This is a genomic window from Mycobacterium sp. 134, assembly GCF_048282715.1.
GTDB lineage: Bacteria > Actinomycetota > Actinomycetes > Mycobacteriales > Mycobacteriaceae > Mycobacterium > Mycobacterium septicum.
Genome location: NZ_JBLVUN010000008.1, coordinates 6,304,929 through 6,331,675, shown reverse-complemented (window position 1 = coordinate 6,331,675; position 26,747 = coordinate 6,304,929). Strand labels below are relative to the sequence as shown.

The window sequence follows — 26,747 nt, the reverse complement described above, 5'->3', positions numbered from 1 at the left end:
CATGCCAATGCCAGAGCAACCTCCCGGCGTCGAGATCGGGGAGACCGGGGTCCACACGATCGCCGGCGTGCCCACGGCAATCTGTGCCTTCGTCGGAGGCGCGGTGAGTGGACCCGTCGACGATCCGGTGCGGGTCGATTCCTATGCCGAGTTCGAGAGCATGTTCGGGGGATTGTCGGCCGACAGTGGTCTCGGATATGCGGTGCAGGACTTCTTCGCCAACGGCGGCGGCTCCGCGATCATCCTCCGCCTCGTTGCCAGGGATGGCGCGCTCACAGAAACCGACTACGTCGACGTGGGTTTCGAAGGCGCGCAGAAGGGCATCTACGCACTGGCGAAGGTCGCCTTCTTCACGTTGCTGTGCCTACCGCCGCCGGTGCCGGGTGGCGATCTACCGCGGAACGTATGGAAGGCGGCGCTCACCTACTGCGCTCGACGCCGCGCGTTCCTGATCGTCGACCCGCCCGGTGCGGCGACGGCGAACACCGTTCAGCACTGGCCGGCCGACCAGGCGCTGACCGGGGACGCCGCCCGTAACGGCGCGGTCTACTTTCCACGGATTCGGCGGTCCGATCCGCTGCGCAACGGGGCGACGGGCGACTTCGCGGCGTCCGGCGCGGTGGCCGGGATGATCGCGCGCACCGACGCCGAGCGTGGGGTCTGGAAAGCACCGGCGAATACGGAGCTTGCCGGGGTGACCGGGTTGAGCGTGACGCTCACCGACGCCCAGAACGGCCCCCTCAGCGCATCGGGAATCAACTGCCTGCGGACGTTCCCCGGTAGGGGGCCTTTGGTCTGGGGTGCGCGCACGTTGCGGGGCGTCGACGCCCTGACTGACGAGTTCAAGTACGTCGCGGTGAGACGGCTGGCGCTCTACATCGAAGAATCCGTGTACCGCGGAACCCAATGGGTGGTGTTCGAGCCCAACGATGAACCGCTGTGGGCGCAGATCCACCTGACGGTTCGCGCGTTCATGAACAGCTTGTTCCGGCAGGGGGCTTTTCCGGGCAACACCGACAATGAGGCCTACCTCGTGCATTGCGGGCGCGACACCATGACGCAAGACGACATCGACCACGGCATCGTCAACATCATGGTTGCATTCGCACCCGTGCGGCCCTTCGAGTTCGTGATGATCCGCATTCAACAAAGGGCGGCGCCCCCGGCGGGGTAGGCCGTCACCGCAGGGCGCTGCCCCCGAGCCACTTCTCCCATGGGACACCCCAGTCGCCGTTCTGCCAGACGGGCAGGGGCTCGCCGCCGGTGTTGCGCACTTCGAAGACATCTCCGGGCTGGGAGAATTCGTAGAACCACCGCCCGTTGTCGGCGTTGACATTCAGGCATCCGTGCGACGTGTTGGTCTTGCCCTGCGCCCAGATCGTGCTGTCGAGTTGGTGGACGTAGATCCCGCTGTTGGTGAGTCGCACCGCGTTGCTGACGGTCACCTTGTAGCCCAGTCGTGAATCGACCGGCAGCCCGTATGTGGAGGAGTCCATGACCACGGAGTTCGCCTTGTCCATCACCGTGTAGACGCCGGGTTGGGTCCAGAACGAAATCGTCTTGCCTGCAACGGTTTCGGATCCACCCATGCCCATGGAGGTCGGAATTGTGCGGACCAGCTCGTCGTTGCGATAGACGCGGATCTGCTTGGTGGCGTCGTCGGCGATGGATACGTGAGATTCTCCGACGCGGAACGAGACCCGACTGGCTCCTTGGCCGTTCGCGGTCACGACGACTTCGGTGCCCGGACGGTAGTAGCTCTGCGGCCGCCAGTGGGCGCGCTGGTCGTTCATCCAATACCAGGAACCGTCGACGGGTGGCACGGTCTGGACTGCCAGCTGCTTCTCTGCGGCCCCACGGTCGGCAACCGGTCCGTCGAATTTGGCCACGATGACGGTGCCGACGCCGTATGTCCCACCGTCGACCAGCTTGGCACCCGAGGTCGTGGTGAAACTGACCTGAGCCTTCTCGCTCGATGTGGCCAGCGCGTAGGCGAATGAAGCATCGGCGCGCCAGAAAGGCGCGCTGATGGTGGCGACAAGGATCAATGCGAGTGCGGACAGGATCGGTGCCGGCCGCTTCTGGGGTGAACCCACCGACATCGCGGCGTCTCCCATCTGTCTCGGCGGAGGAATAGTCAAATCCTGTGGATCGGGGGTCGTCAGGCGACCTCGGACACCGGAGTGTCGGGCGAGGGTTCCGGGGTGATGTCGACCGGCCGTTCGAGGAGCTTGCCCTTGTGGAACAGCGCGCCCGCTCGCACCAGTGCGACCAGCTGCGGTGCGTTGACCGCCCGCCACCGCGACTGCGCGGCCTCGATCAGCTTGTAGGCCATCGCCATCCCCGCCGCTCGTGAACCCGGACCCTTGGTCACCCTGGTCCGAAGCCGCACCGTCGCAAAAGTCGATTCGATCGGATTCGTCGTACGCAGATGCACCCAATGCTCGGCCGGATACCGAAAGTACTCGAGCAACACATCGGCGTCATCGACGATCTTCTTCACTGCCTTCGGATATTTCGCACCGTAGTCCTGTTCGAACGCCGCGATCGCGATCTGCGCCTTGTCGATGTCCTCGGCTCCGATGATCTCCTTCATCGCCGCCAACGCGCCGGGATGCGCGGACTTCGGGAGTGCTGCAAGGACGTTGGATTGCTTGTGGAACCAGCAGCGTTGTTCGCGGGTGTCGGGGAACACTTCCCGCAGTGCCTTCCAGAATCCCAGCGCGCCGTCCCCGATCGCGAGCACCGGGGCCCGCATTCCGCGGCGGCGGCAGTCCCGCAGCAGATCGGCCCAGCATTCGGTGGATTCGCGGTAGCCGTCGGCCAGGGCGACGAGTTCCTTACGTCCGTCGGCCCGCACCCCCAGCATGACCAGCAGACAGAGTTTCTCCTGCTCGAGCCGCACCTTCAGGTGGATGCCGTCGACCCACAGGTAGACGTAGTCGACTTGCGAGAGATCCCGCTGTCCGAAGGCTTTCGCCTCGTCCTGCCACTGCGCGGTCAGCCGGGTGATCGAGGCCGGCGACAGGCCGGCACCGGAGCCGAGGAACTGCTCGAGGGCGGGCCCGAAGTCGCTGGTCGACAGGCCGTGCAGGTACAGCAGCGGCAACACCTCGGACACTTGGGTGGACCTGCGGGCCCAGGCCGGCAGGATCGCCGACGAGAACCTCTTACGCTGGCCTGTCTCGGGATCGATGCGCTTGTCGTTGACCCGTGGCGCCTTCACCGTCACCGCACCGGCGGCGGTCATCACGTCGCGTTCGGTGTGGTAGCCGTTGCGTACGACGAGGCGGTGGCCGTTGTCGTCGACTTCACCGGCGTGCCGGGCGATGTAATCGGCGACCTCGGCCTGCAGGGCTGCGGCGAGCATCTGCCGGGCACCGTCGCGAACGATCTCATCGAGCAGCGACCGGCCTGCACCGGCGGCGTCGCCGGCCTCGTTCGGGTCTCGGCCTTCGTGTACTACCGTGAGCACGGGCGTGCCTTCCCGCCAGCGCGCCAACGCTGGTCTTGATCAGAATCCTGTTTCGTCAAAGATCATCATCCGGGAAGGTGCGTCCTCCCGGGATCCACAGGTTCTGATCATTGCTCGTCTCGGCGTCTTGGTGACGCAGTGTGCTAGAACGGAATACGTAGCTACGGCGTAGCTACGTAGGTCAGGCTAGCATGGAGGTGCGCAGTGAACGGACGGCGAGAGAATGTCAACAAGGACCTCATCTTCATCGGGGGACTCGTTGTCATTGCGGCTGCCCTGATCGCCTACCTGGTGTTGCGCCCCGACAACGACGTCCCGGCCGCGCCCGCCGCCGGGTCGTCGGTGACATCCCTGTCCGACGCCGAAGCCGCAGGCGGCAGCACCGAGGGGAGCCGCTCGCCGGTGGAGCGTCGCCAGGCGGGCGACCCACTCGCGTTGGGCGCTCCCGACGCGCCCGTGGCACTGGTGGTGTTCTCCGACTATCGATGCCCGTTCTGCGCAAAGTTCAGCCGCGACATCGAGCCTGAACTCGTCAATCGCTATGTCGACGGGGGCCGGCTCCGCATCGAGTGGCGCGACTTCCCGATCTTCGGCCCGCAGTCGATGTCGGCAGCACGTGCCGGACGGGCGGCCGCCGAGCAGGGCAAGTTCTGGGAGTTCAACAGCGCCGTCTATGCGGCCGCGCCCGAGCGATCGAAGGCAGACCTGACAGACGCGGTCTTGATCGACTTCGCCCGGCAGGCCGGTGTCCCCGATATCGACAAATTCACCGCTGCGATGCGCGGCGACACCTTCGACGCCGCCATCAACTCCGATCTGGCACGGGGCACGGCGATCGGCGTCCCCAGCACCCCGGCATTCCTGATCAACGACGTGCCGATGCTCGGTGCCCAGCCCACCGAAGACTTCGTGCGCGCCATCGACGGCGCGTTGGCCGGCCGGTGAGTGGCGTCGGTCTGCTCGGAGCCTTCCTCGGCGGGTTGGCCTCCCTGCTCAGCCCCTGCTCGGCCCTGCTGCTGCCGTCGTTCTTCGCCTACGCCTTCGACCGGGCACACCTGTTGATCCGACGCACTTTCGCGTTCTGGGCGGGTCTGTGTGTGGTGCTGGTGCCGTTGGGCGCCGGCGTCGGCTTGCTGGGCAGCGTCGTCACGCGTTATCGCGAGCAAGTCAGCACCATCGGTGGGCTGGTGTTGATCGGGTTCGGTCTGATGACGTTGCTGGGCAAGGGATTCGGCCTGTCGTCCCTGCAACGGATGACGGCACGGATCAACATCTCCGGCAGCGTCTCGGTGTTCGCGTTGGGGGCTGTCTACGGACTGGCCGGCTTCTGCGCGGGTCCACTGCTGGGCGCGGTCCTGACCATGTCGGCGATGGGGGCCGACCCGGCCTACGGGGCACTGCTGATGGCCGTCTACGCCCTCGGGATGGCCGCGCCGCTGTTCCTGCTCGCCTGGTTGTGGGACCGCTTCAACCTGTCGAAGCGGAGCTGGCTACGGGGGCGACCGGTACGTCTGGGTCCGCTGGAGACGCACACCACCTCGCTGCTCACCGGGGCGGCATTCATCATTCTCGGCGGGGTGTTCCTGTTCACCGACGGCACCGCGAACCTTGGCGCCTTGCTTTCCGTCGACGCGCAATATGACCTGCAAGTTTGGCTGGGTCGACTGTCGTCGAGCGTCAGCGATCCCTGGCTGATCCTGGGCGTGGTGGTTGCGCTCATCCTGTGGCGGTCAATCCGGTTGTGGCGGCGGCGCGCCCGTTCGCGAGCCCGCCCTGTGGAATCCGCCGCCGTAGAGGCCGATCCCCATGCCGCCGGGATCGGGAGCGCGGCGAAATGATCAGAGCAGCTACTATCGCGCTACATAGGTTTGACGCGCGAGGCCGGGATACGGTGACGCGCACCTGGGTGGGCGGTAGTAGGTATGGGAATTAAGGGATTTGGCGATCTCGAAGCTGTGGTGATGGAAGTGCTCTGGTCACGTACGGAGCCCTCCACGGTGCGCAGCGTGCACGATGAACTCGTCGCCAAGCGCCAGATCGCTTACACCACGGTCATGTCGACGATGGACAACCTGTTCCGAAAGGGATGGCTGCAGCGGGAGAAGGTCGGTCTGGCCTACAGCTATCGGCCGGTGATGAGCCGCGAGGAACATTCCGCGCAGCTCATGCGGACCGTGTTCGAATCTGGCGGTGACAGCGAGCTGATCCTCAACTTCTTCCTCGAGCAGATCGTCGACGACGACTCGACAAAGCTCCGGCAGGCGCTCAAGCGGTTCACCGAGGGGCAGCCACGATGAACGCGGTCACCTTTCTCCTCGGCTACGCGATGGCTTTGAGCTGGCTGGCGCCGGTGCTGTTCACCGGTCCGATCTCAGGCCGCATCCATCCCCGGCTCTCGGTAGCGGGCTGGCTGGTGGTCGTCGCGACCGCGTCATTCGCGTGGGTGGCGGCGTTGGTGATCCTGATCGCGGGCGCCGCCCACAGCCTGATCACTCGCAGTGCGCCGACGTTCTGCGTCGAAACTCTGGGGATCGCCGGCGCGGTGACGTTACCGCCCACCGTGGCGACGGTGTTGGTCGTCGCCCTGCTCGCAGTCACTGCCGCGGTGGCGACCAACACCACGCGGCGTGTGATCGTCACGTTGTGCAGAACGCGGCGCGCCAATCGCCGGCACGTCGAAGCGGTCCGGATCCTCGGCAGGCGCACCGACCACGACGGCGTCGTCGCGATCACGGCTGACCAGCCGACGGCATACTGCGTATCCGGCGGCAGGCAGCGCGCCATCGTCGTCACGACCGCCGCGCTGGAGTTACTGGATCCGGTGGCTCTGGCCGCGGTTCTGGCCCACGAGCGGGCCCACCTGCGTGGGCATCATCACCACATCATCGCGACGCTCAGCACGCTCGCGGCCGCGCTGCCGCGGCTGCCGTTGATGCGAGCGGCGGCGCAGGCTGTGCCGGCATTACTGGAGATGTGCGCTGACGATGCGGCCACCCGCAGGCATGGCCGTGAGCCGCTGTTGGCTGGTCTCGTCACGTTGAGCACCCGACTCCGGCTCCCCGACGGTGTGCTGGCCGCGACCGGTACCGCGGTGACCGACCGTGTCACCCGCTTGATGCAACCCCACCCAACGATCTGGTGGCACCCACGGTCGCTGGTGACGTTGCTCATCGTCATCGGGACTGCCGCCGCACCCGCCTTCGCGCTCACGTTGTGCACCCTCCAGTCCTGACCGAACAGTGGTCAGATATCGCCGCTGCTGCGCGGGCCGGTGCGTGGTCCGTAGCGTTCGGCGTAGGCCTGGTGGATGTGCGCATTCTTCTTGCGCGACAGCTCGTCGATGAGGGCCGGGTTCAAACCGTGTTTGACGAGCATGTGACGCCGCCACACCTTGTTCAGGGCGTGGGAGAAATACACGAACGGGATGAAGATGGGCACCGTCATGCTGGCGTGTAGGTAGAGCGACATGGGGATGAACCAGATCGGCGCCAGGACGAGGATGGCCGGGACGGCGACGCGCACCATCATCCGGATGGTGGCTCCGGGGCCTGCCAGGTCGTTGGCCACCCAGTCGCGCATCGAGTCGGGTAGCCGCTTTCCGTAGCAATACCCGATGTACTGCAGCGGGCCCGGTTTCGTGCGTGGGGCTTGGCCGGTGGGCATTGCTGAAGGGTAACGGTCGCTATGATGGATTGCGAATTTCATCAATCCATCAATCATTGGGGCAGCGGTGACCGACAGCGTCCTGGAAGGTCCCGAGCGGCCGTTGTACGAGATCAAGGCCAACCTGTTCAAGGCGCTCGCCCACCCGGCGCGTATCCGGGTGCTGGAGATCCTGTCCGTCAACGAGGAGCCGACCCCGGTCAGTGCGATCCTGGCTGCCACCGATATCGAACCGACCCTGCTGTCCCAGCATCTCGCGGTCCTCAAGCGACATCATGTGGTCAGCGGGCATCGCGTCGGCAACGCGGTGTACTACACGCTCGCGCACCCGAAGATCGCCGAGCTACTGCTCATCGCCCGGACATTCCTCGCCGACACCCTCGCTGCCCAGCATGATCAGCTCGAGGCCGTCGGCTCGCTGCCGCCGATCGGGACCTCTCGATAATCAGCGCGGCAGGCGATCGAGCCAGTCGGAGTTTCCGTCGACCGATTCGCCGTCGATGACGACCATCGGCACGCCGGAGTCGGGGATTGCTCGCAGCAGCGGCAGGTTGTCGGCGGCGATGGCATGTCCGTCGAAGGGGATCGGAAGCCCCAGCTTGATCAGGTCCTGCGCTGACGGCGGCGCCCCGGCATGATCGGCCAGACCGGCGAGCTGATCGTTGCTCAGGTCTGTCGGGCCTTTCTCTTTCGGCTGCTGATCGGCGGAGAAGATCTGCTCGATGAACTGCCAGGTGACGTCGCTCGATTTCGAGTGATCGGCGACGATGAAGGCTGCGTAGATCGCACGGCTGTCGTAAGTGCCACTGGCTGAGTACTTTTCGAGAAAATTGACGAGCCGCAGGTTGATGTGGAGCTTGCCGGCCTCGATGCGACGGCCGATCTCGGCGCCCTGGTCGCGGATCATCTTCCCGCTGTAGGGGCACAGCGGATCCAGGTAGAGGTCGATTTGGCCCGGCGCGGCAGGGTCGCCGATGGAGAGGGCATCCCCGGCCGGCGATGCTTCCGCCGCGTACGCGCGTCCGGCGCCGGGGCCCCACACCAGAACCGCCGACAGCAGGCACAGCACCACTGCGCTGACAAACGGCCGGGCGGTAGAGCCGGCCCGCTTCAGGCTCGAATTCATGCTTGCCATCATGTCCTAGCGGTGGGCAGGCGTGATCAATCGGGCGCTCGGCCATCGTCGACGGGCACGGCGATCTCGTTGCGGCGTCGGCACGGAGCCGTCCACGGCGGGTCGTAGAACCACGCCGTGGGTTCGCCGATAGGTTCGAAACCGTAGGAGCGCAGTATGTCTCGAAGTTCAGAGGTGCGTGCCGCGACACTGCGAGGGCTTCGATCCCCGCTGAACCGCAGCACCGCGACCGTTTCGGGTGGCACCGTCACCAGCTCGACACGGTGGTCGTCGGGGCTCGGCAATGTCTCCATTGTCCACTCCGACGGCATATAGAAGCGGATCAACCAGCCACGATTCCCATCGGGCTGCTGTGCCACCGGTGCGGTCATGGCAATCTTCTGGCCGCTGTCGCCGGCCGGTTGCTGGCTGACCGGTGCGGTCATGGCGATCTTCTCGCGCTGGTGGTTGGCGCCGAAGATATAACCGGCCAGGCGGCGAAAGCCTGCGTTGCGGGCCGCCTCCTCGTCGGCCAGGACGGTCGTCTGAGCGGCGATCCGGGCGGCGTACTGGCGGATTTCCACGCCGTCGGCCACCTTTTGAACACTGTGCGGCGGCTCCTCGACACCGGTGCGGACTCCGGCCACCGAACCCACCGCCTGTGCCATCTGGATCGCGACCGTTCGCAACCGGTTCAACATGGCAGACCTCCTCTTCCTCGACACACAGGGATTCGGAGCCGCGGGACTCATGGATGGCCCTTGGGCATCCGGCCCCCATCGCGGTCTGAACGCGCATCAGCGTGAAGGCGCGAGCCCGTTCTCGATGAGGTGCATGACCTCGTCGGCGACTTCGCCTTGGGTCTTCTCGGAGTTGATGACGTTGTGCAGCACCGCTGTCATCATGATCGCGCCGAAGATGGTGATCGCAGCGCTCTGAGGGTCGGGGAGGCTCCGCAGTGAGCCATCGTCTGCCCCGGCCTGGAGTACTCGGGCGATGGGTTCGTAGAAGGCCTCTTGTACGGCCGACGCGAGTTCGGGCAGTCGAATCGCCCGACTCAGATCACCGACCAGTGCCTGGGCGGTTGCCGGGCGGTTCATGGTGTGCGCAACCTGAACCTCGATCACGGCGGCCAGTCGGTCTCTGCCCGGCCCGGGGGCATCGGCAGCCGAGGCGACGTCGCGGGCGAGCGCATCGAGGGAATCCCGGAAGAGGAAGGCCAGGATGTCGTCCTTGCCCTTGAAGTAGTAGTACAGCGTGGCCTTCGGGACCCCCGAGGCTTTGGCGATGTCCTCGATCTTGGTCTTCTGCAGCCCGCGGGCGGCAATGAGGTCCGTCGCCGTATACAGCTTCTCGGCCACCGCAGGGGGCACGGTCCGCCCGGTCTGTTCAGCCACGAGCGCAGTCTAGAGTGCTCTTGCGCCTAGTTTGTACTTTGAGTACAAACTAGGAGTTCAAGTTCGATGGCCGATCACGTTCAGGGAGAGCCATGCCAGACGCGCACACAGTCGATGTCCTCGTCGTCGGATACGGAGCCGCGGGGGTCTGTGCTGCCCTGGAAGCGCGGTCGAGAGGTGCCGACGTGTTGGCGATCGACCGATTCAACGGCGGCGGCGCGACTCAGGTGTCCGGCGGGATCATCTACGCCGGTGGCGGGACCTGGGTGCAGCGTCAAGCCGGGGTCGACGACAACGCCGATGCGATGTACGCATACCTGCAGGCCGAGATCGGCGACGCCGTACGTCCCGAGACGCTTCGTCGCTTCGTCGACACCAGCCCGGCGATGATCGACTGGCTCACCGAACATGGCGTGCCGTTCGAAGCATCGGTGTGCCCGTACAAGACGTCCTACCCGAACAACAAGTACTACCTGTACTACTCGGGCAGCGAGAACTCCGGCCGTTTCCGCGCCATCACGCCGCCGGCGCAACGCGGTCACCGGGCCAAGGGGCCGGGGGCCTCGGGCAAGAAGATCTATCAACCCTTGGCCGCATCAGCGGCGGCGCTCGGAGTGCGCACCCAGTTCCACACCCGGGCTGTCGCGCTGCTGACCAACTCGGAGGGCCGCGTGGTCGGCGTGCGGGCCAGCACACTCGCCGATGCACCGGCCTGGGTTCGCCACCGCTATCACGCATACGCCGAGCTCGCGATCAAACCGGGCATCTACTACCCGCCACTGCGGGCCGCGATGGAAAAGCTCCTGAACCGTCTGGAGCGCAGGTATGCCCGCACCGTCGAAATCCATGTGCGCCAAGCGGTCATCCTCAGCGCGGGCGGCTACATCGCCAACCGCGAATGGATCGCCGAGCACGCACCGGAGTACCGCGACGGACTCCAGCTCGGCACCAGCGCCGACGACGGCAGCGGAATCACTCTCGCCGCTGATGTCGGTGCCGCCGTCGATCGCCTCGACAACGTATCGGCCTGGCGATTCATCACCCCGCCGAGCGCGTTCCTCGGTGCCCTCGTCGTCGACGAAGCCGGACAACGATTCATCGACGAGACCCGCTACGGCGCGGCCGTCGGGCACGCCATGATTCAAGACCACGGTGGCCGCGGCTGGATTCTGGCCGACCGGCGTCTGCTCGACGAGGCGCGAGCGCAACTTCCCAAGCAGGCCATCTGGTTTCAGCGCCTGCAGATGGAAGCCATGTTGCGCACCGACCGGGTCGTCGGCAACACGCTGGAGGAGGTGGCCGCCAAGGCCGGTGTCGATCCAACGGGGTTGCGTGCCACCGTGGAGGCCCACAACGCCGCGGCAGCGGAAGGACTACCGGATCCGCTCGGTAAGCCGGCCGAGTTCGTCAAGCCTGTTGAGCAAGGGCCGTTCTCCCTGATCGCGATATCCATCAAGCCCAGCCTGATCAACCCGTGCCCCATGTTCACCCTGGGCGGCCTGATCGTCGACGAACTCACCGGGGCGGTGACAACGCCTGAGGGGCAGCCGATTCCGGGCCTCTACGCCGCAGGGCGAACTGCGATCGGAATCTGCGCCAACTCCTACGTCAGTGGATTGTCGATCGCTGACTGCGTGTTCTCGGGCCGTCGCGCCGCCGAACATGCCGTCGAGCTGGAGCCCGTGCCGTCGTAATAGACATCTGACCTGCGTATATCACCCTTTTCTCTAGTTTGTTAGAGGAAAAGTGGCATAGCAGGACACTTTCTTGTTACTGTCCGGTAATGCGCAATGCCGGGGGGATTGTCGTCGTCCTCATGCTGATGATCGGGTCGCTCGTTGCATCTACGACGGTGGCTTTCGCCGACACCGGTGACGAACCGCAGTACGCGGATTTCTATCTCCCGCCGAATCCGTTGCCGGCCGGTGCGCCCGGTGATGTCATCCGGACCGAACCGAGCCGGTTGGTGCTCGAGCCGTCTGGTCAGCTGGGCGCCATCATGGCGACCGGGACCCGGATCATGTACCGCAGCACAGACTCTCGCGGAAAGCCGAATGTCGTCACCGGCACCTACTTCGAGCCGTACAACGATTGGCCGGGCAAGGGGCCGCGACCGCTGATCGTCTATGCGCCGGGCACCCAGGGGCAGGGCAACCAGTGCGCGCCGTCGCGCCAGTTCAACCAGGGCATCCACTACTCGGGTGGCTGGGACATCATGGTCAACTACGAAGAGGCGTTCATCGCCACACTGGTAGCCCGTGGCTTCGCCATCGTGATGACCGATTACGAAGGCCTGGGCACCTCGACGATGCACACCTACGTCAATCGGCTGGCCGAAGGTCAAGCCGTCCTCGACGCCGCCAGGGCAGCGATGAAGCTGCCCGAGACATCGCTGGATCCCCATGGGCCCGTGGCATTCTGGGGATACTCACAAGGCGGTGGAGCGACCGCATCGGCGGCGGAGTTGGCCTCCGGCTACGCGCCGGAACTGAACATCGTCGGCACCTACGCCGGCGCGCCGCCGGCTGACCTCAAGGAACTGCTGCCCTACGCCGACGGCAGTGCGCTCGTGGGCGTTGTGGGCTATGCGCTCAACGGCGTCATCGCCGCCTACCCGGAAGCCGCCGACGCGATCCGATCCAAGCTCACGCAACGCGGCAAGGACATGCTCGAGTCGGTGTCGCGCCAATGCGTCGGGCAGACGATCGTCGATTTCGCCTTCCGTCATCTGCAGCCGTATTTCAATGAAGACATCCGCAAGCTCGTCAGCGAGGAACCGTTCAGCAGCCTGTTCGATCTGCAGAAGCTCGGTCGGTACAAGCCGAACGCGCCGGTGCTGATCAACAGCAACCGCTACGATCCGCTGGTTCCGTGGACCGCCGCGAACCAGCTGGGCCGGGACTGGTGCGCGCAGGGCGCCGACGTCGAATTCCGTACCAACGAGGAACCTCCGTTCCTGAACAAGTTGGTGATCAACCACGCGCTCCCCATGCTCGTGGACGGAGAGCCCGCCATGCAGTGGATCGCCGCCCGCTTCAATGGGGAACCCACCACGCCCAACTGCGGGCAGTTCTGACTGTCGAACCCGTTGTCGCCGAGCTTGCGCTGGGCGGTCGATACACTGCGATGCATCGCTGAACGCAGGAAGTACAACGCACCCCAGCGTCGCCGCGAATTGGCCGACGCTGCCATTGAACTGCTCGGCGCGGACGGTGCGCGCGGCGTCAGCCATCCCAAGGTCGACAAAAAGGCCGAGGTGCCTGACGGCACTACCTCGTTCTACTTCCGGACACGCAGTGCTCTGATGCATGCGATCGCCGCGCGCATCAATGAACTCGATCTTGCGGACCTGTCCCTGCTCACGGAGTTGACCGATGCCGATCCGACGGAGTTCGCGGGCACGTCCGGATTCGCCACCCTCGTCATGTATTCGGCAACCGAGCCATGGCTGACCCGGGCGAAAGCCCGCTATGAATTGGCCCTGCACGCCGGCCGCGACGATGATCTCGCTGCGACGCTGAGCGAGTCCGTGGAAGGGTTTTACGGACTCGCGCGTGCGGTCGTCACCGAATGGCATGCCGCCGACGAGAATCCGATGGCGCCGGACGTCGTCGACGACCAGGCCAAAGCCCTGTTCTCATTCGTGAACGGGGTGATGATGACTTTCGTCATCGGGCAACCCCTGGTGGACAACGCCGATCAGCTCGACCGGTTGATGCGGGGAGTTCTGGCGGGATGGCCGGTTGACGGAACTGCCTGAACGGCGCCCCTCCCGTCGAACAACGGTGACGACAGCAACATGGTGGTCACGTGATCGACGAAGGCCTCTTGGTCGGAGCCGAGATTGCCCTCGGTCCATTCGATGAACAGCGAGATGATGGCGCCGAACACGGTGGCGTACTGCATCTTCGCCCGCGCCGCTGTGCTGCCGGTCGGGGCGGCGAGGCCACCCATCGTCATCGTGCCGATGGTGTCGCGGACGAACTGCCGCAGTGTCAGGTCGGCGATGGGCTCCACCAACAGGATTCGGCAGACGCGGGGATCGTCTCTGACCAGTTGTGCTGCTGCCCCCACCCCGGCACGGGTGCGTGAGGTCAGATCGGCCTCGGGGTCGCCTGCGGCGTTGATGACACGGCGGGTCTGCTCGAAGGTGCTGCGGTAGACCTCGCGGAGCAGATCGTCTGTGCCGGTGAAGCTCTCGTAGAAAAACTTCTGGCTGAGTTCGGCTTCGCGGCACACGGCGCGCATGGTCATGGCGGCCACCCCTTGAATGCCGACCAGATCGACGCCCGCCTGCAGCAGTCGGGCACGGCGATCCGCCGACCGTGCATCGGCGGCCTGGCCGCGGTACGGCCTTGACATGCCGCGAGTGTAGCGGGCACCATCCAATTTCGGAAGCGCATGCTTCCGGAATTGGTGAGGGGGATGCATCGTGACCGCGCCCGGCGATAGCGCCGCAGGAGAACCCCGTGCCGAAGTGGCGGCCTGGAACACCTTCGTCGACGGATTGCGAACGGCGGGTGAGCAACTCGCCGGCGATACCGCCGGCCTTCCGGAAACCGAGCGCGTGGATGGCTTCCGCGCTCTGCTTCGGGCACTGTCGAATCAACTGGGACGCTTCGAAGTCGATCGAGACAAGCCCGATCTCATCGCGTTCAACGGCTGGCGCCAGAAGTTCCTGATGGACAATCCAGACTTTCAGTACTGGGTCGCCGATGTTCGCCCCGATGGCCGATACCGGATCCGCGGGAATCGAGGAGACGCGGCATACGTGTCGATCACCGTGTACGGCACCGGCGGGCGTGACACCCAGGCAACCGCCCGTATCGACAGTGATGCAATCACTTTCGATGCTGACGGGGGATACGAGGTGGCGGTCGGCGGTGAACGACCGCAGGCCGGTGACTGGCTGACCCTGCCTGAGCGTGCCGGCGTGATCTGGGTGCGGCATTTCCACAATGACGTGCAGACCGATCGTCCCGGCGGGTGCGATATCGAGCCGGTCGAGGAACCCCCGGTGTCGGCACCGATCGATCCGGTGCGGTTCGGCAAGCAGCTGGCCAGGGCTTCGGCCGCCCTGACGCACCTGCCCCGCATCTGGAACGCGGCCGCGGCTGCGGACCGCGAGACACCGAACCAGCTGCGGCACTGGACCGAGATGGCCGGTGGCGCGGTGTTCACCGAGCCGGCCATCCACTACCTGCGCGGCGGCTGGCAGCTGGACCCTGATGAAGCGCTGCTCATCGAGGGCGCACTGGTGCCATGTCGGTACTGGAACATCCTGGCGTACAGTCGATTTCTCAACTCGCTGGACTACCGCCATCGGCGGGTGTCCTATACCGGCGCCACCGCGAACCTCGACGGCAGACACTTCCGATTCGTTGTTTCGGCCACCGATCCCGGCCCGGCAGCAGGCGATTGGATCGACAGTGAGGGCCGCGGGTTCGGAATGATCGTCATGCGTTTCCTGCAACCCGAGCAGCAGCCGGCCGTGCCCTCGACGCGCGTCGTCCGTCTGGCTGACCTGGCGGAGCGCTCATGACCGGATGGACCGCACCCGTCCGCACATCGGAGGCGCGCCAGGCGTACGCGGCGGCCGAAGAGGACCGGGCCGTCCGTCCTGACCGGTACCGGCTCGGCGCCGACGCTGTCGACATCGTCATCGACCGCGGCACCCGCGGTGCGGGCGCCGGCGTGCTCGGTGCCCCCGGCCAGTGGCGTCCGGGACTGGAGCAGTACCTCGCATCAGCGGAGGAAGACGGACGGCTCAACGCGCTCGGAGCGCTGACCGCGCAGCGAACGGCAGCCGGCCGGCTGGCCGCCCGGCTCGCCATCGCCCGGTATCTGCAGGAGCACCCCGCGACCGATGATCGGCCGCTGCTGCCGCCGATCATCATCACCGGGGGCTGGCGCACGGGCACTACCTTCCTTTTTCGGCTGCTCGACCGTGATCCCCGGTTGCGGGCACCGTTGCCCGCCGAGTTGGGCGCGCCGTGGCGACTGCCCGGGGACCTCGACTCCGGCGAGCGCGACCGGCGCCTGGAGGCAGCTGCGGCCGGCCAGTACATGCTGCACGTCCTCAATCCGATGATGGCGGTCGTGCACGACTCGGGGCCGCACCTGCCCGAGGAGTGTGTGCTCGGCATGGGCACCACGCTGCGCAATTGGGGGTTCACCGCCACGACCCGGCTGGACAGCTACGCGACGTGGCTGGCCGGTCAGGATTTCGCACCCGAATACGGGCAGCACCGTCGGATGCTGCAGATCCTCGACGCCGGCGACGGACGCCGCTGGGTCCTCAAGGCACCGGCACACACCGCAGAGCTCAGCCATGTGGTCGCGACGTATCCGGGCGCCTGCATCGTGCAGTTGCACCGCGACATCGTGGAGACCGTCGCCTCCGGCGCGAGCCTGTTCGCGACGTACCGATCCACCTACAGCGACCACGTCGACGGGGCGGACGTGGGCCGATTTCAAACTGAACAGACCGAACTGTGGCTGCGGCGCGCCGTCACCGCCCGGGCCGGGGCGTCCACCGCGAACTGGCTGGACATCCAGTACTCCGACCTGGTCGCCGACCCCGAGGCAACGGTGCGTCGGATCTACGCCGCAACACAGATGGAGCCGCCGGACATCGCCGGAATGCTCGCCGAACACCACCGCGCCCAGCCGCGCGACGGCAAGGGCAGACACCGCTATCAGCCCGAGGATTTCGGCATCAACCCCGACGAGTTGCGCGAGCGTATGCGCTTCTACACGCAGGCGCTCGACACGTCCGGTGCCGGCCGCGCCCCGTCCTGACGCGCCGTCGCGGCGGGCAGCGACTGGCGCTTATCGCGTCGCGCCATTACTTTCCCTGAGGTGATGTCCTCAGCTGCTGGCGCAGTCGCACGGTTGATCGTCCCTTTTCTCACAGTTGCCTCCGTGGTCGGCGCGGGTCTTGCCGCCGAGCCGGCGCAGACGGTGCGTCTGGCGAGTGACGGCAACCCGCTGGAGGGGCACTCGTTCTACGTCAACCCCTCGTCGAAGGCCGCGCGCGCCGCTCAGGGCGACCCGAGCCCCGAGCTGCAGGCGATCGCCAACACGCCCACGGCGTACTGGATGGACAACGTCTCCAGCCCCGCGGTGGATGCGAAGTACATCGCCGCGGCGCAGGCTGCGGGCACCATGCCGATCCTGGCGCTGTACGGCATCCCGCATCGCGACTGCGGGAGCTACGCGGCAGGTGGCTTCGGGTCGGCCGCGGCCTACAAAGGCTGGATCGACGGCGTCGCCGCCGCCATCGGCGGCGGGCCGGCCGCGGTCATCCTCGAACCCGATGCCCTCGCGATGGCCGACTGCCTGTCGGGCGATCAGCGCGAGGAACGCTACAACCTGATGAGCTACGCCGTCGACACGCTGACCCGCAACCCGGGCACCGCGCTGTACGTCGACGCGGGCCACTCGCGGTGGACGGCCGCCGGTGAAATGGCGAACCGGCTCAACCGGGTCGGTGTGGCCAAGGCGCGCGGCTTCAGCCTCAACACCGCCAACTTCTTCACCACCGAAGAGGAAATCGGCTACGGCGATGCCATCTCGGGCGGGACGGGTGGAAAGCCCTACGTCATCGACACGTCGCGCAACGGTGCCGGGCCTGCCGAGGGCGAGATGTACTGGTGCAACCCCAGCGGCCGGGCCCTCGGCGCGGCGCCCACCACGGCGACCGGGAACGGAAACGTCGACGCGTTCCTCTGGGTCAAGCGCCCCGGCGAGTCCGACGGCGCGTGCGGTACGGGCGAGGCGTCCGCGGGCACCTTCGTCAACCAGTACGCCATCGACCTGGTGCGCAAGGCGCACGGCTAGCCGAAAGAGCTACTGGGGCGGCGGGGCAGTCTCGCACTCGGCGAGCATCGGCGTGGAGAAGTTGACCGAGCCGACGCCGCCGAGCGTCATCCCGTTGTCGGCGAGCGTCATCGTCGTCGTGTAGCGGCAGGTCTGATTGACCGTCAGGCCGGTGAGGAACTCGACGTCGTAGGTGTAGAGGAACGAACGCACGAGCTGGTTGGCGTCCCACGGCACATCGAGGGCGAAACCCAACGACGAGGCGGACAGGGCATTGAGCAGCCGCGGGCCGACCTCACCGATCCCCGGCGTGAGATAGAACGGGGCGCCGTCGAGCTTCGTGCCGGACACGCTGACGCTTCTGATGCGATAGCCCGTGGTGCCCGAAGGGATGAGCGGACCCCGTCGGATGTTCGTGCTGAACAGGATTGAGTAGTTCGTGCCGCCGGCAATTGCTGTCGTGCTGAAACTTGTCGAAGTGAACTGCTGCGGTAGTTGAGCCGCGCAATTGCCGACTTTGCCGGATGGATCACCGCATTCCTGAGGTGCTGCCAAGGCAATTGGTGCGAGTACCGCAGCGCCGACGACGGGCACCGTCAAGGCGGCACCGCGGATGAACGTGCGGCGGGAGAACGAGCTCCCGAAATGTTTCGTCATTGGTCTTCCTCCTTATTGGCTCGTGCTTTCATCGGCAAATTCGAACCTACAAGGGTGACCAGCGGTTTGGCGGCGATTGCGGCTAGCGGAACGAACCGGCCCCGCCGTCGACGAGAAGTGTCTGCCCGGTGAGATAGGCGGAGTCGTCGCCGATCAGGAAGGCGACGACGGCACCGATGTCGGTGGTGGGATCGCCGATTCGCTTGAGTGAGGTGCTTCTGACTACTGCCTCGTACTGCTTGGGCGCCATGTCGCGCAACACTTTCAGGCCGTCGGTTTCGGCGAGCGGGCAAACCACGTTGACCCGGATCCGGTCGACGCCCCATTCCAGTGCGGCCACCTTGGACATGCCGCGAATCGCTTCCTTGGCGCCGGCATACGCGCCGAATGAATGCGTGCCCACCGTGCCCGCAGCCGAGCCGAGGTTGACGATGGATCCGCCGCCGCCCTTGACCATGACGGGGTGAATCGTCTGCATCAGCCGGAACGTTGCCCGTGGCCCGGTGTCGTGAACCCGCTCGTATTCATCTGCGGGGATGTCGACGAACGGTATCGGTCCGGAGCTGGCGACGGCATTGTTGACCAGTCCGTCCACCGTGCCGAACGCCTCGAGCGCCGCGTCGACGATCCGCTGGGCGCTGCCGGCGTCACGCAGGTCCGCCACCACAGATGCCACCTCGAATCCGGCGTCGGTGAATTCCGCTGTGGTGTTTGCCAATACCTCGTCGAGGATATCGGTCACCAGTACACGGGCCCCACGGGACAACAACGCGGTGGCGATGCCTTTGCCGACACCACGGGCCGCTCCAGTGACGATCGCGACGTGGCCGTCCAGTGAGTGCGGATGGCTGTAGGTGGACATGGAGCTGCCTTTCGGATTCGGCCAGATTTGGCACGCTAACTCATATGATCAAGCGCTGACGAGGAAGTCGAGGAACACCATGTTGAGTGACCTACGTTTTTGCCATCTGGTCGTCGGCGTGACCGACATGGATCGGGCCCTTGGTTTCTACCGTGGCCTGTTGGGCATGGATGTGGTGTTCGACCAGTTGATTTCGGGTGAGCCGTTCAATGCGGTCCTGCACTCGTCACGCCAGCCAGAGGGCCGTGTTGTCGGGGGCGTGGTCGGCGGAGTCATGCTCGAACTTCTCAGTCTCGGAGCGTCGACCCCGCCTGGACCGGGGAAACGGGGCATCGTCGGCAATCAGAACATCGCATTGTCGGTCACCGATCTCGACGCCACCTACCGCGCCGTGATCGACGCCGGCTTCCAGCCCGTTCAGGAGCCGTTCCCCATCGACCGGGTCCGCATGTTCTTCGTCAACGATCCTGACGGCACCGCGGTGGAATTCGTCGAGTTCCCCGGCGGTGCCCGCAGCAGCTATGAGATGCACCGCGGCACATCGATCACGCCCGGGCCCTGATGTCATGGCCGTCGAGTTGGTGCATGGCGCCCGGCTGTTCGCTGGTGTGCCCTATGCCTACGCCGCGATCACGCACGGATCCGACCTGATCTTCACCGCGGGCGCGTGTCCGCTCGACGATCAGGGCCGGGTTGTCGCTCCCGGCGATGTTGCGGCCCAGGCCCGCCAGGCGGTGGGCAATCTCCGGATTACGTTGCAGGAGTGCGGTGCCGAGCTGCTTGATGTGGTGAAGACGACGATCTATGTCGCGAGCAGCCGGCGCGACGATCTCGCTGTGGCGTGGAATGAAGTGGTGTCTGGCTTTGCCGAGCATCGGCCACCGAGCACGCTAATGGGCGTCACGGTCCTGGGGTACCCCGATCAACTCGTCGAGATCGAGGCGATCGCGGTGCTGCCGGTCAAGTGACCGGCACAAGGTCGGTCCCGGCCGGGGGCTGCAGCCGACGCAGTTTGCCGTCGATGGCCGTGACATATAGGGCATTGCCGTCGGGGCCCGGCGCGACCCGCACCGAGGTCGGTCCGTTGGGCGGCACGGAAAGTTGGCTGAGTCCTTTGGCTATCGTGCAGATGCGGCCGGTGTCGGTGTTCACGGCGTAGACCTCGCCTGCGGTATCTCCGGCTACGTACAACGTTCCGTCACGGGTGGCCTGCATGTCGTCGGAGCCGGCGATCAGCCCGGGTAACCGTGCCACGGTCGAGGTGGCGTTCGGCTTGTCGAGTGGGAGCCGCAAAACTGTTGACAGGGCTACATTCTCGGTATAGAGCGCGCTGCGGTCGGGAGTCAGTGCGAGTCCGTTGGGTAACGGGGTGCCGGACCAGGACTTTGTGTGCCGTCCGGTGGCGGGGCTGTAGCGGTCGATTCCCCGGGGCGGGACGGTCAGTTGCGAGAAGATCAGATCACCGTCCGGCAGGAACAGCAGACCATTCGGCGCGGGCAGCCCGGTGAGCAACGTCGTCGATTCACCTGTGTGCACGTCCAGGCGTTGCAGCGTGCCGCGCGCCGTACCGGGGTTGTTTCCGGTCAGGAAGTACAGGCTGTTGCCCGAAAGACGCAGGCCCGCTGGATGGTCGAGGCCAGACAACACCGTGCTGCTGTTTCCCTGGTCATCGACGTGAAGCAGTCGACCGTCGTTGATCGCGCTCAGGTAGAACCCGCCGCGGCCGTCCGGTTCGAGGTTCTCCAGAGCGCCGAGCCCGCTGGCCACAGTGGTGATCTGCCAACGCTGGCAGACACCCGTCCGAGCGTCCGCGCCGGGCGTTGCGCTCGCGGTCGGCGTAGCCGCCACGAAAAGCATCGCGATGGCGCATGCCGCGGCGCCAATTGTCTTCTGCAGCATCAAGTCACCCCTCAGTCATTCCCGCCCCAAGTTTGATACCTTTTGGTATCGGATGCCAAAAGGTATCATGAACCCGTGGAAAAGGAAGACGGTCGATCGGTCGAACAGTCACGGCCGATGACGCGCCGACGCGTCGAGACCCGTCAGCGGCTGCTGGAAGCCGCGTTCTCGGTGTTTGCCTCAAAAGGTTTCGGGCGCACCAGGATCGACGACATCTGTCAGGCTTCGGGGTATACCAAGGGGGCGTTCTACTCGAACTTCGGAACTCTCGATGAATTGTTCCTTGCTCTTTATCGCGAGCAGTCACGTCAGGCCGCCGAGTACACCATCAGATTCCTGGCTGCCGAACCGTTCAACACGGTCGAGGCCACGATCCAGGCCTGGGCGCAGGGTCTGCCGATCGACCGGGACTGGCTGCTGATCAACACAGATTTTGTCCTGTACGCCGCACGCCGACCAGAGGTGCAGCTGGAACTCGCGACAGAACGGTCGCAGATGCGCGAGGGCTTCGCCCGCATGCTCGCCGACCACATCCGCGATCGGGCACCGGACCTTCCGGCGTCGCTACCCACGCCGGACGAGATGGCGCGGGCGCTGGTCACGGTCTATGACGGGGCAATCTCGCAGCTCATCCTCGACATGGACGAGGCGGCGGTGCGAAAGCACTTCGCCGACATTGCCAGTGCGCTGCTCCGGTAGAACTCACACACCGCCTGACGCCGGTGTGAACAGCTCCTTACCGGACGGATACGGCCGGGAAACTGGATCGCCGAGGGGTGCTGGGACCGTAGGGCGATGACGGCAGAACCTGTTGATCCACTCTGGCTTCGGCCGGTGGCCGCGCCTGCACCGGTGGTGAACCTGGCTCCGCGGGCCAGCGCCGATGTGCGTCAGGCACAGGCGTTCATCGCACTTCTGGAGGCCGAAATGGCTGACCTCCAGTCACAATTGGCACGGATCGACGACCGGGTCAGGGCCGGGCGCCCCGGAGCACATCATCATCAGACCGCGGTGCGCACGCGACTCAACGAGGTGAGGCGCCTTCTCGACGCCCTCATCTTCCGTTTTCCTTCCGCCTGAGTTTCCAGTCGCCGATCGCGGCCAGACGTCGGCGCTGCTGGGCTGCGGCGGCGCTGTCCAGGCCATGCCCGCGCTGTTCGAGGTTTCCGATGACCCGCTCGCGATGCTCGATCGGGTTGGCATCGTCGTACTTGAACTTGGCCTCCACCCGCAGCACCTCCAGTTGTATGCCGCGAATACCGGGCAGCATGCGTCCGTACGGGTCTTCGGCCACGGCGACGGTGGCATGGCGGCCTTCGGGCTGGAAGTCGGCGAGCTGAGCGGCCAGAATCCGGGCCTTGTCCTCGGGTTCATCCAAAATTGTTGGGCGGCAGACGAACTGAACCGATGAATAGTAGCTCGTCGGAACCCCGTCCTCATCGGGGCCGCCGGCCTTGGCGCGCCAGTAGGTGGGGATGAACGCGTAGTCACCGATCACTGTCAGGCGTACCTCGGTGGCGGCCTCCAGGTGCGGCCAGACCGGGTTGGGCCGGGCCAGATGCAGTAGCAGTTCACCGCCGGCGTGGGTGAAGTGGGTGGGCACCATCAGCGGTGCGGAAGCCGGGTCGAGGTTGTTGACCGCAAGGACGCCGAATCGATCGGTGCCGGCCAGCCAGTTCTGCCATTCGGCCTCGTCGAGGGCGGCGTCCCATGGGTGGATCAACATGTCAGTCTCCTTGCCGACGGTGAGCGGATGAGGGTGACGCGTCCGGTCGGACGACGGGGGTCCCGACACCGGGTTCGAACACGGTCAGGGAGAACCGCGCGGAGACGTCGTGCGGGTTGGCGTAGGCGTGGTCGACGTCGCCGGGGAAGGACACCGCGTCCCCGGTCTGCAGGGTGAGTGCCTGGTCGTCGACCTCGACGGTGATCGCGCCGTCGAGCACGTGAATCAGCTCCTCCGTGCCGGCGGCGTGCGCCTCACTGGCGTGACGATCGCCTGGGCCCAGCGACCAGTCCCACAGTTCGACGACATCCGGCGGGGTGGTGCCGGCCACCAGCACACCGCGGCCACCGGCGTCACCGGTCCACAGCTGTGCGCCGTCACCGGCGCGGGTGACCTTCACCGTGCGGGCCTCCGGCGGCTCTACCAGGGCGGGCAGTCCGACCCCCAGCGCGTCGCTGAGCCGCAGCAGGGTTCCGACGCTGGGGTTGACCTCGCCGTGCTCGACGCTGATGACCATGCGCCGGCTGACCGATGCGGCGGCGGCAAGCTGATCCAGCGTCCAGCCCCGGGCCACGCGTTCCTGTTTCACGCGGGCGCCGATCGCGGTGGCCAGTTTGGCCGCGGCCTCATCCATGAGTGCAACATATCGCACTAGAAGTGCGATGAAAACCGCTGTCGCTCTCGTGCCACTGGCCTGCGGAATCGAGTAGTCGCCTACGCGTGTGCAGATGACCAGCAGGGAAAAGACTGGAAGCCGCGATATCCCGACGCAACCGAGGTAGGCGTTATGTCCAACGTGTTCATGGAACCCGACCACGGCCGGTTGGTTCGCCGCGTTGCTGCGATCACTGCCGGTGACCTGACCTCAACGCAGATCAACAAGGTGGTCGACGGCGACCTTGATCTGCTCAAGGGCCTCCCGCAGTCCGGCAAGGACAAGGTGGCTGCGCTGGTCAAGCCGCAGGTGCGGGGTGAACTGAGGAAGATCATCGGCCCGACGACCGACTTCGTGCCGATTTACTACGTCGAAATGGCGAGGTTGACCGCGCGGGCGGTGGCGCGCGTCATCGACGGACAGCGCCGGCCGCTGGGTACCGGGGTGATGGTGTCGCCGCGGTTGTTCATGACGAACAACCATGTCATCGCCGACATGGCGAGCGCCGCATCGACCTCGATCCAGTTCAACTACCAACTCGACATCGATGATGTGCCCGCGGCGGTCACGGAGTTTCGGCTCGACCCGGCGACGTTCTTCTGGACCAGCGACGAGAACGAACTCGACGTATCGCTGATCGCGGTCGGACCCCGCACGGCGGGGAGCGCAAATCTGCCCGATTTCGGTTGGAGCGCAATGTCATCGGCGCGGGACAAACACGCCGAAGGCGACCACGTCACGATCATCGAACACCCCGACGCCGACTACAAACAGATCGCCCTACGGGAGAACCGGGTCATCGGCCGCGGTAAGAAGGGTGTCACGCTCTACTACGCCGCCGACACGCTGCACGGCTCGAGCGGCAGCCCGGTGTTCAACGATCAATTCGTGCTGGTCGCCCTGCATCACGCGGGCGGCGGCCACAACGACACCGAACTCGAAACCGGTCAGCCCGTGCCGGACGATTGCAATGAGGGCATCCGGATCAGCGCGATCGTCGACGCGCTCCGTGCCCGCCACGACCAATTGCCCGCCGGGGTAAGGGATCTGCTCGCCGAAGCGCTCAACCCCCCGGCTGCCGCTACCCCGTTGGAGGCAGCGGCGACCGTGCCGGGTCAGGTCAGCGTTGTCGGCGCGTCACCGTCGGTGGTGACTGCCGACTTGTTCCTGCCGAGACTGACCATCACCGGCCACGTCCCCGGCCTCACTTCGTCGGCGCCGGTTGTCAGCACCACCGATGAAGCGTCAGGCGCTGCCCAACCACCGATCCTCGAACGTAATGACGCACCGAACCCGGACTACAGCAACCGCTCGGGCTACGACCCGGAGTTCTTGTCCAAAGCCGTCGCCGTTCCGTCCATCCCGGCGAAGTTGCTGGCGCAGTGCGCAGTTCCGAAGGGCCTCAGGCGATCGACGGCCAACGCGGTGCTGCGTTACCACCACTTCAGCCTGGTGATCCGGGCTGACCGGCGGATGCCGCTGTTCACCATCGTCAACATCGACGGCCGCCGATTGCGCAAGATCAACCGCACGACGGGAGAGGTCGAGGCGGTGGAGACCTGGTACGTCGATCCGCGCCTGCGACCCGAGCAGCAGCTCGACCAGGATGTGTTCGAGCGGCAGAAGCCGCGGTTGTTCGACCGTGGCCACATGGTGCGCCGCCTCGATCCGGCCTGGGGCAGTCCGGTTGCGGCAAAACAGGCCGCCGACGACACATTCCACTTCGCCAACTGCTGCCCCCAGATCTCGGCATTCAACCAGCACCTATGGGCCCGGATCGAGAACTACGCGCTCGACAACGCCGGCGCCGAGAAGCGGCAGATCACCGTGATCACCGGTCCGGTGTTCGGCAGCAACGATCCGTTGTACCGGGGTGTCAATGTGCCGCGGCAGTTCTGGAAGATCGTCGTTCGGGTCAGTGCCGAGGACGGCAATCTCCGTGCCACCGCGTTCTTGGCCGATCAGAACGCGGCGTTGGACGCGGCCTTCGGCTCCGACACCGAATCCTTCACCGAAATCGACAAAGTCGTCATGTTCCAGAAGTCCGTCGCTGACATCGAGCGGCTTTCGGGGCTGTCGTTCGGAGCGCTGCGCGATCACGACACCATGACGGTGGGACTCGAGGCGGTTGCACCCCCGCTGGGCTCGCTGGATGAGGCCGGCTGGTGAGTGTCACCAAGGAAGACGTCGACCGGGCGGGCGGCCGCTACTCGGTCGAGGTGCGTCGGAAAGCCGTGCATCGGATGAACTCCGGTGAGGCCGTCGCGGCGATAGCGGCGGACACCGGTATCAGCCGGTCGACGCTGTCCCGCTGGAAGAACGCCACCAACGGCCGGCGTTCGCATGCTCAGTTGGCCGCCGCCCCCGTGCAGCCACCCGCCCGGCGCGGGGTAAAGCTCGCCGACGTCACCGGCGTCGGAATCACCGACCGATGGGGTGTCACCGCAACCGATCTCGGCGCATCGGTGCTGGCTCCGAACGGCACCCTGGCCTCGGTGTTCGGCGACACATTCTCGGGTGTGCACGTCGGACAAGGCCTGTGGCGGGCTCCGGTGGTACTCATCGGCTCCGGCGACGCGCAACACCCCATCCGCTATGAACATGCCGGCGGGTCCGATCCGAACTTCGCGCAACAACTGTGGTTCTACATCCACGACAATCCCAGCACCGGATGGAGCCACGGAGGAATCAGCACCGTGCTGCCCTCGGACCTGCTGCGTGTCGACGACACCCTGTATCTGCACGCCATCGTCAATCGTGGCTTCCCGAACGTCATCTGGACCGAGATCTGGTCCTCGACCGACAATGGGATCACCTGGCGCCACATGGGGGAGAAGGCGAAGTTCGCCGCCGACCTGCACCACGGCCAGGCCCAGTGCTGGTCGTGGGACCACGAACCTGACGACGGGTGGGTCTACGTGGTATCCACCGGTTTTCAACGAGACAAGGGCATCATCCTGCGGCGCGTACGGCCCGACGGCATCGGTGACAACACCCGATACGTCGGATGGGGCTGGGATGGTCAGCGTTGGGGATGGGGCAATGAGCCGACACCGATCACTCCCGCGGACGAGCACTGGGGGGAACTGACGCTGCGGCGCCTGGCGCCCGGAAAGTGGGTGCTCGGCGGCTTCCTGGCGTCGCAGTACGCGCTCGGCTACCGCGTCATCGCCTCGCCGACGGCGAACCTCCATCAGACCCCGATCCAGACACCGGTGGTCGGCACGACGTGGGAGCAGGAGGACCATACCGATGGCGCAGTGGCGCAGCTCTACGGCGGATACGTCCTGCCGGGCGCGCAACTCGACGTCGTCGGCGGCACAGGCCTGGTTGTCTCGCAATGGAACACCGACACCGGATATCCCTATCGGGTGATGCAGTTCCGGGCCACCCTCGCAGACACCACCGCAGCGGTCCGCAACCCGGCCGACCCGAGAAACCTGTAGGGATCTGCGCTCGGTTTGGACTTGATGGTCCA

General features: G+C 65.8%; 30 protein-coding genes. 18 read left to right on the top strand and 12 right to left on the bottom strand.

The features are described 5' to 3' along the window. The first annotated feature begins 7 nt into the window (after positions 1–7). On the top strand, positions 8–1,174 hold the full coding sequence (locus ACNQVK_RS35100; protein WP_418033465.1) for a phage tail sheath family protein: 1,167 nt from the start codon (positions 8–10) through the stop codon (positions 1,172–1,174). Positions 1,175–1,178: 4 nt separating this feature from the next. Here the strand turns inward: ACNQVK_RS35100 and ACNQVK_RS35095 are convergent, their stop codons facing one another. Further along, positions 1,179–2,102, bottom strand: coding sequence for a L,D-transpeptidase (locus tag ACNQVK_RS35095; RefSeq protein WP_418034524.1), 924 nt, complete (start codon positions 2,100–2,102; stop codon positions 1,179–1,181). Positions 2,103–2,161: 59 nt separating this feature from the next. Continuing rightward, complete coding sequence (locus ACNQVK_RS35090; RefSeq protein WP_047040733.1) at positions 2,162–3,475, bottom strand: IS256 family transposase; 1,314 nt, start codon at positions 3,473–3,475, stop codon at positions 2,162–2,164. Between the two features lie 204 nt (positions 3,476–3,679). On the opposite strand from ACNQVK_RS35090, the gene ACNQVK_RS35085 reads away from it, so the two are divergent. The 4 genes from ACNQVK_RS35085 to ACNQVK_RS35070 all read left to right on the top strand — a co-directional run bounded on the left by ACNQVK_RS35085 (position 3,680) and on the right by ACNQVK_RS35070 (position 6,707). Beyond that, on the top strand, positions 3,680–4,420 hold the full coding sequence (locus ACNQVK_RS35085) for a DsbA family protein (RefSeq protein ID WP_418033464.1): 741 nt from the start codon (positions 3,680–3,682) through the stop codon (positions 4,418–4,420). Further along, entirely contained in the window at positions 4,417–5,313 is an 897-nt protein-coding gene (locus tag ACNQVK_RS35080; protein WP_418033463.1) for a cytochrome c biogenesis CcdA family protein, read from the top strand. The genes ACNQVK_RS35085 and ACNQVK_RS35080 overlap by 4 nt, the downstream gene beginning before the upstream one ends. Before the next feature lie 84 nt (positions 5,314–5,397). After that, positions 5,398–5,772: a BlaI/MecI/CopY family transcriptional regulator gene (locus tag ACNQVK_RS35075; RefSeq protein WP_090423911.1), complete on the top strand. Its 375-nt coding sequence runs from the start codon at positions 5,398–5,400 to the stop codon at positions 5,770–5,772. Continuing rightward, positions 5,769–6,707, top strand: a complete 939-nt coding sequence (locus ACNQVK_RS35070) for a M56 family metallopeptidase (protein ID WP_418033462.1) — start codon at positions 5,769–5,771, stop codon at positions 6,705–6,707. Before ACNQVK_RS35075 ends, ACNQVK_RS35070 begins: the two co-directional genes overlap by 4 nt. 11 nt (positions 6,708–6,718) lie before the next feature. On the opposite strand, the gene ACNQVK_RS35065 is transcribed toward ACNQVK_RS35070, so the two are convergent. Then, a complete protein-coding gene (locus ACNQVK_RS35065) occupies positions 6,719–7,138 on the bottom strand; it encodes a DUF5313 domain-containing protein (protein WP_418033461.1) in 420 nt (139 codons plus the stop codon). A 67-nt stretch (positions 7,139–7,205) separates the two neighbouring features. Between ACNQVK_RS35065 and ACNQVK_RS35060 the strand changes: the two genes are divergently transcribed. Further along, positions 7,206–7,583: an ArsR/SmtB family transcription factor gene (locus tag ACNQVK_RS35060; protein WP_044514993.1), complete on the top strand. Its 378-nt coding sequence runs from the start codon at positions 7,206–7,208 to the stop codon at positions 7,581–7,583. Here the strand turns inward: ACNQVK_RS35060 and ACNQVK_RS35055 are convergent, their stop codons facing one another. The 3 genes from ACNQVK_RS35055 to ACNQVK_RS35045 form a co-directional block, all read right to left on the bottom strand. Continuing rightward, on the bottom strand, positions 7,584–8,264 hold the full coding sequence (locus tag ACNQVK_RS35055; RefSeq protein ID WP_418033460.1) for a DsbA family protein: 681 nt from the start codon (positions 8,262–8,264) through the stop codon (positions 7,584–7,586). 35 nt (positions 8,265–8,299) lie between these two features. Next, the gene (locus ACNQVK_RS35050) at positions 8,300–8,953 is read right to left on the bottom strand and encodes an SOUL family heme-binding protein (RefSeq protein ID WP_418033459.1); all 654 of its coding nucleotides are present in this window, start codon (positions 8,951–8,953) and stop codon (positions 8,300–8,302) included. Positions 8,954–9,049: 96 nt separating this feature from the next. Further along, positions 9,050–9,649: a TetR/AcrR family transcriptional regulator gene (locus ACNQVK_RS35045; RefSeq protein ID WP_418033458.1), complete on the bottom strand. Its 600-nt coding sequence runs from the start codon at positions 9,647–9,649 to the stop codon at positions 9,050–9,052. A 92-nt stretch (positions 9,650–9,741) separates the two neighbouring features. On the opposite strand from ACNQVK_RS35045, the gene ACNQVK_RS35040 reads away from it, so the two are divergent. The 3 genes from ACNQVK_RS35040 to ACNQVK_RS35030 all read left to right on the top strand — a co-directional run bounded on the left by ACNQVK_RS35040 (position 9,742) and on the right by ACNQVK_RS35030 (position 13,409). Next, a complete protein-coding gene (locus tag ACNQVK_RS35040) occupies positions 9,742–11,343 on the top strand; it encodes an FAD-binding protein (protein ID WP_418033457.1) in 1,602 nt (533 codons plus the stop codon). Between the two features lie 89 nt (positions 11,344–11,432). Next, entirely contained in the window at positions 11,433–12,725 is a 1,293-nt protein-coding gene (locus ACNQVK_RS35035; RefSeq protein WP_418033456.1) for a lipase family protein, read from the top strand. Between the two features lie 120 nt (positions 12,726–12,845). Next, positions 12,846–13,409, top strand: coding sequence for a TetR/AcrR family transcriptional regulator (locus tag ACNQVK_RS35030; protein ID WP_418034522.1), 564 nt, complete (start codon positions 12,846–12,848; stop codon positions 13,407–13,409). Here the strand turns inward: ACNQVK_RS35030 and ACNQVK_RS35025 are convergent. After that, positions 13,349–14,011, bottom strand: coding sequence for a TetR/AcrR family transcriptional regulator (locus tag ACNQVK_RS35025; protein ID WP_418033455.1), 663 nt, complete (start codon positions 14,009–14,011; stop codon positions 13,349–13,351). The genes ACNQVK_RS35030 and ACNQVK_RS35025 overlap by 61 nt on opposite strands. Positions 14,012–14,081: 70 nt before the next feature. Between ACNQVK_RS35025 and ACNQVK_RS35020 the strand changes: the two genes are divergently transcribed. The 3 genes from ACNQVK_RS35020 to ACNQVK_RS35010 all read left to right on the top strand — a co-directional run bounded on the left by ACNQVK_RS35020 (position 14,082) and on the right by ACNQVK_RS35010 (position 17,491). Beyond that, positions 14,082–15,191 carry a DUF1214 domain-containing protein gene (locus ACNQVK_RS35020; protein WP_418033454.1) on the top strand — a complete coding sequence of 370 codons (1,110 nt, stop codon included), beginning with the start codon at positions 14,082–14,084 and terminating at the stop codon, positions 15,189–15,191. Further along, positions 15,188–16,450, top strand: a complete 1,263-nt coding sequence (locus tag ACNQVK_RS35015) for a sulfotransferase family protein (protein ID WP_418033453.1) — start codon at positions 15,188–15,190, stop codon at positions 16,448–16,450. Before ACNQVK_RS35020 ends, ACNQVK_RS35015 begins: the two co-directional genes overlap by 4 nt. A gap of 63 nt (positions 16,451–16,513) precedes the next feature. Beyond that, positions 16,514–17,491 (top strand): glycoside hydrolase family 6 protein, encoded by a 978-nt coding sequence (locus ACNQVK_RS35010; RefSeq protein ID WP_418033452.1) that lies wholly within the window; start codon positions 16,514–16,516, stop codon positions 17,489–17,491. 9 nt (positions 17,492–17,500) lie between these two features. On the opposite strand, the gene ACNQVK_RS35005 is transcribed toward ACNQVK_RS35010, so the two are convergent. Together ACNQVK_RS35005 and ACNQVK_RS35000 are read right to left on the bottom strand one after the other, a co-directional pair. Beyond that, positions 17,501–18,127 carry a hypothetical protein gene (locus ACNQVK_RS35005; RefSeq protein WP_418033451.1) on the bottom strand — a complete coding sequence of 209 codons (627 nt, stop codon included), beginning with the start codon at positions 18,125–18,127 and terminating at the stop codon, positions 17,501–17,503. An 82-nt stretch (positions 18,128–18,209) separates the two neighbouring features. After that, positions 18,210–18,989 carry an SDR family NAD(P)-dependent oxidoreductase gene (locus tag ACNQVK_RS35000; protein WP_418033449.1) on the bottom strand — a complete coding sequence of 260 codons (780 nt, stop codon included), beginning with the start codon at positions 18,987–18,989 and terminating at the stop codon, positions 18,210–18,212. A gap of 79 nt (positions 18,990–19,068) precedes the next feature. On the opposite strand from ACNQVK_RS35000, the gene ACNQVK_RS34995 reads away from it, so the two are divergent. Both ACNQVK_RS34995 and ACNQVK_RS34990 read left to right on the top strand, forming a co-directional pair. Next, positions 19,069–19,551, top strand: coding sequence for a VOC family protein (locus ACNQVK_RS34995; protein ID WP_418033448.1), 483 nt, complete (start codon positions 19,069–19,071; stop codon positions 19,549–19,551). A 4-nt stretch (positions 19,552–19,555) separates the two neighbouring features. Continuing rightward, positions 19,556–19,957 (top strand): RidA family protein, encoded by a 402-nt coding sequence (locus ACNQVK_RS34990; protein ID WP_418033446.1) that lies wholly within the window; start codon positions 19,556–19,558, stop codon positions 19,955–19,957. Here the strand turns inward: ACNQVK_RS34990 and ACNQVK_RS34985 are convergent. After that, the gene (locus ACNQVK_RS34985) at positions 19,950–20,888 is read right to left on the bottom strand and encodes an SMP-30/gluconolactonase/LRE family protein (protein ID WP_418033445.1); all 939 of its coding nucleotides are present in this window, start codon (positions 20,886–20,888) and stop codon (positions 19,950–19,952) included. The genes ACNQVK_RS34990 and ACNQVK_RS34985 overlap by 8 nt on opposite strands. Before the next feature lie 117 nt (positions 20,889–21,005). On the opposite strand from ACNQVK_RS34985, the gene ACNQVK_RS34980 reads away from it, so the two are divergent. Continuing rightward, positions 21,006–21,587, top strand: coding sequence for a TetR/AcrR family transcriptional regulator (locus ACNQVK_RS34980; RefSeq protein WP_418033443.1), 582 nt, complete (start codon positions 21,006–21,008; stop codon positions 21,585–21,587). Positions 21,588–21,683: 96 nt separating this feature from the next. Further along, positions 21,684–21,968, top strand: a complete 285-nt coding sequence (locus tag ACNQVK_RS34975; protein ID WP_418033441.1) for a hypothetical protein — start codon at positions 21,684–21,686, stop codon at positions 21,966–21,968. On the opposite strand, the gene ACNQVK_RS34970 is transcribed toward ACNQVK_RS34975, so the two are convergent. Further along, on the bottom strand, positions 21,943–22,614 hold the full coding sequence (locus ACNQVK_RS34970) for an FMN-binding negative transcriptional regulator (RefSeq protein ID WP_418033439.1): 672 nt from the start codon (positions 22,612–22,614) through the stop codon (positions 21,943–21,945). The two genes, ACNQVK_RS34975 and ACNQVK_RS34970, sit on opposite strands and share 26 nt — an antisense overlap. A 1-nt stretch (position 22,615) precedes the next feature. Then, positions 22,616–23,248, bottom strand: a complete 633-nt coding sequence (locus ACNQVK_RS34965) for a helix-turn-helix domain-containing protein (RefSeq protein ID WP_418033437.1) — start codon at positions 23,246–23,248, stop codon at positions 22,616–22,618. 153 nt (positions 23,249–23,401) lie between these two features. Between ACNQVK_RS34965 and ACNQVK_RS34960 the strand changes: the two genes are divergently transcribed. Next, the gene (locus tag ACNQVK_RS34960) at positions 23,402–25,438 is read left to right on the top strand and encodes a DNA/RNA non-specific endonuclease (protein ID WP_418033436.1); all 2,037 of its coding nucleotides are present in this window, start codon (positions 23,402–23,404) and stop codon (positions 25,436–25,438) included. Further along, a complete protein-coding gene (locus ACNQVK_RS34955; RefSeq protein ID WP_418033435.1) occupies positions 25,435–26,715 on the top strand; it encodes a DUF4185 domain-containing protein in 1,281 nt (426 codons plus the stop codon). The genes ACNQVK_RS34960 and ACNQVK_RS34955 overlap by 4 nt, the downstream gene beginning before the upstream one ends. Positions 26,716–26,747: the final 32 nt, after the last annotated feature.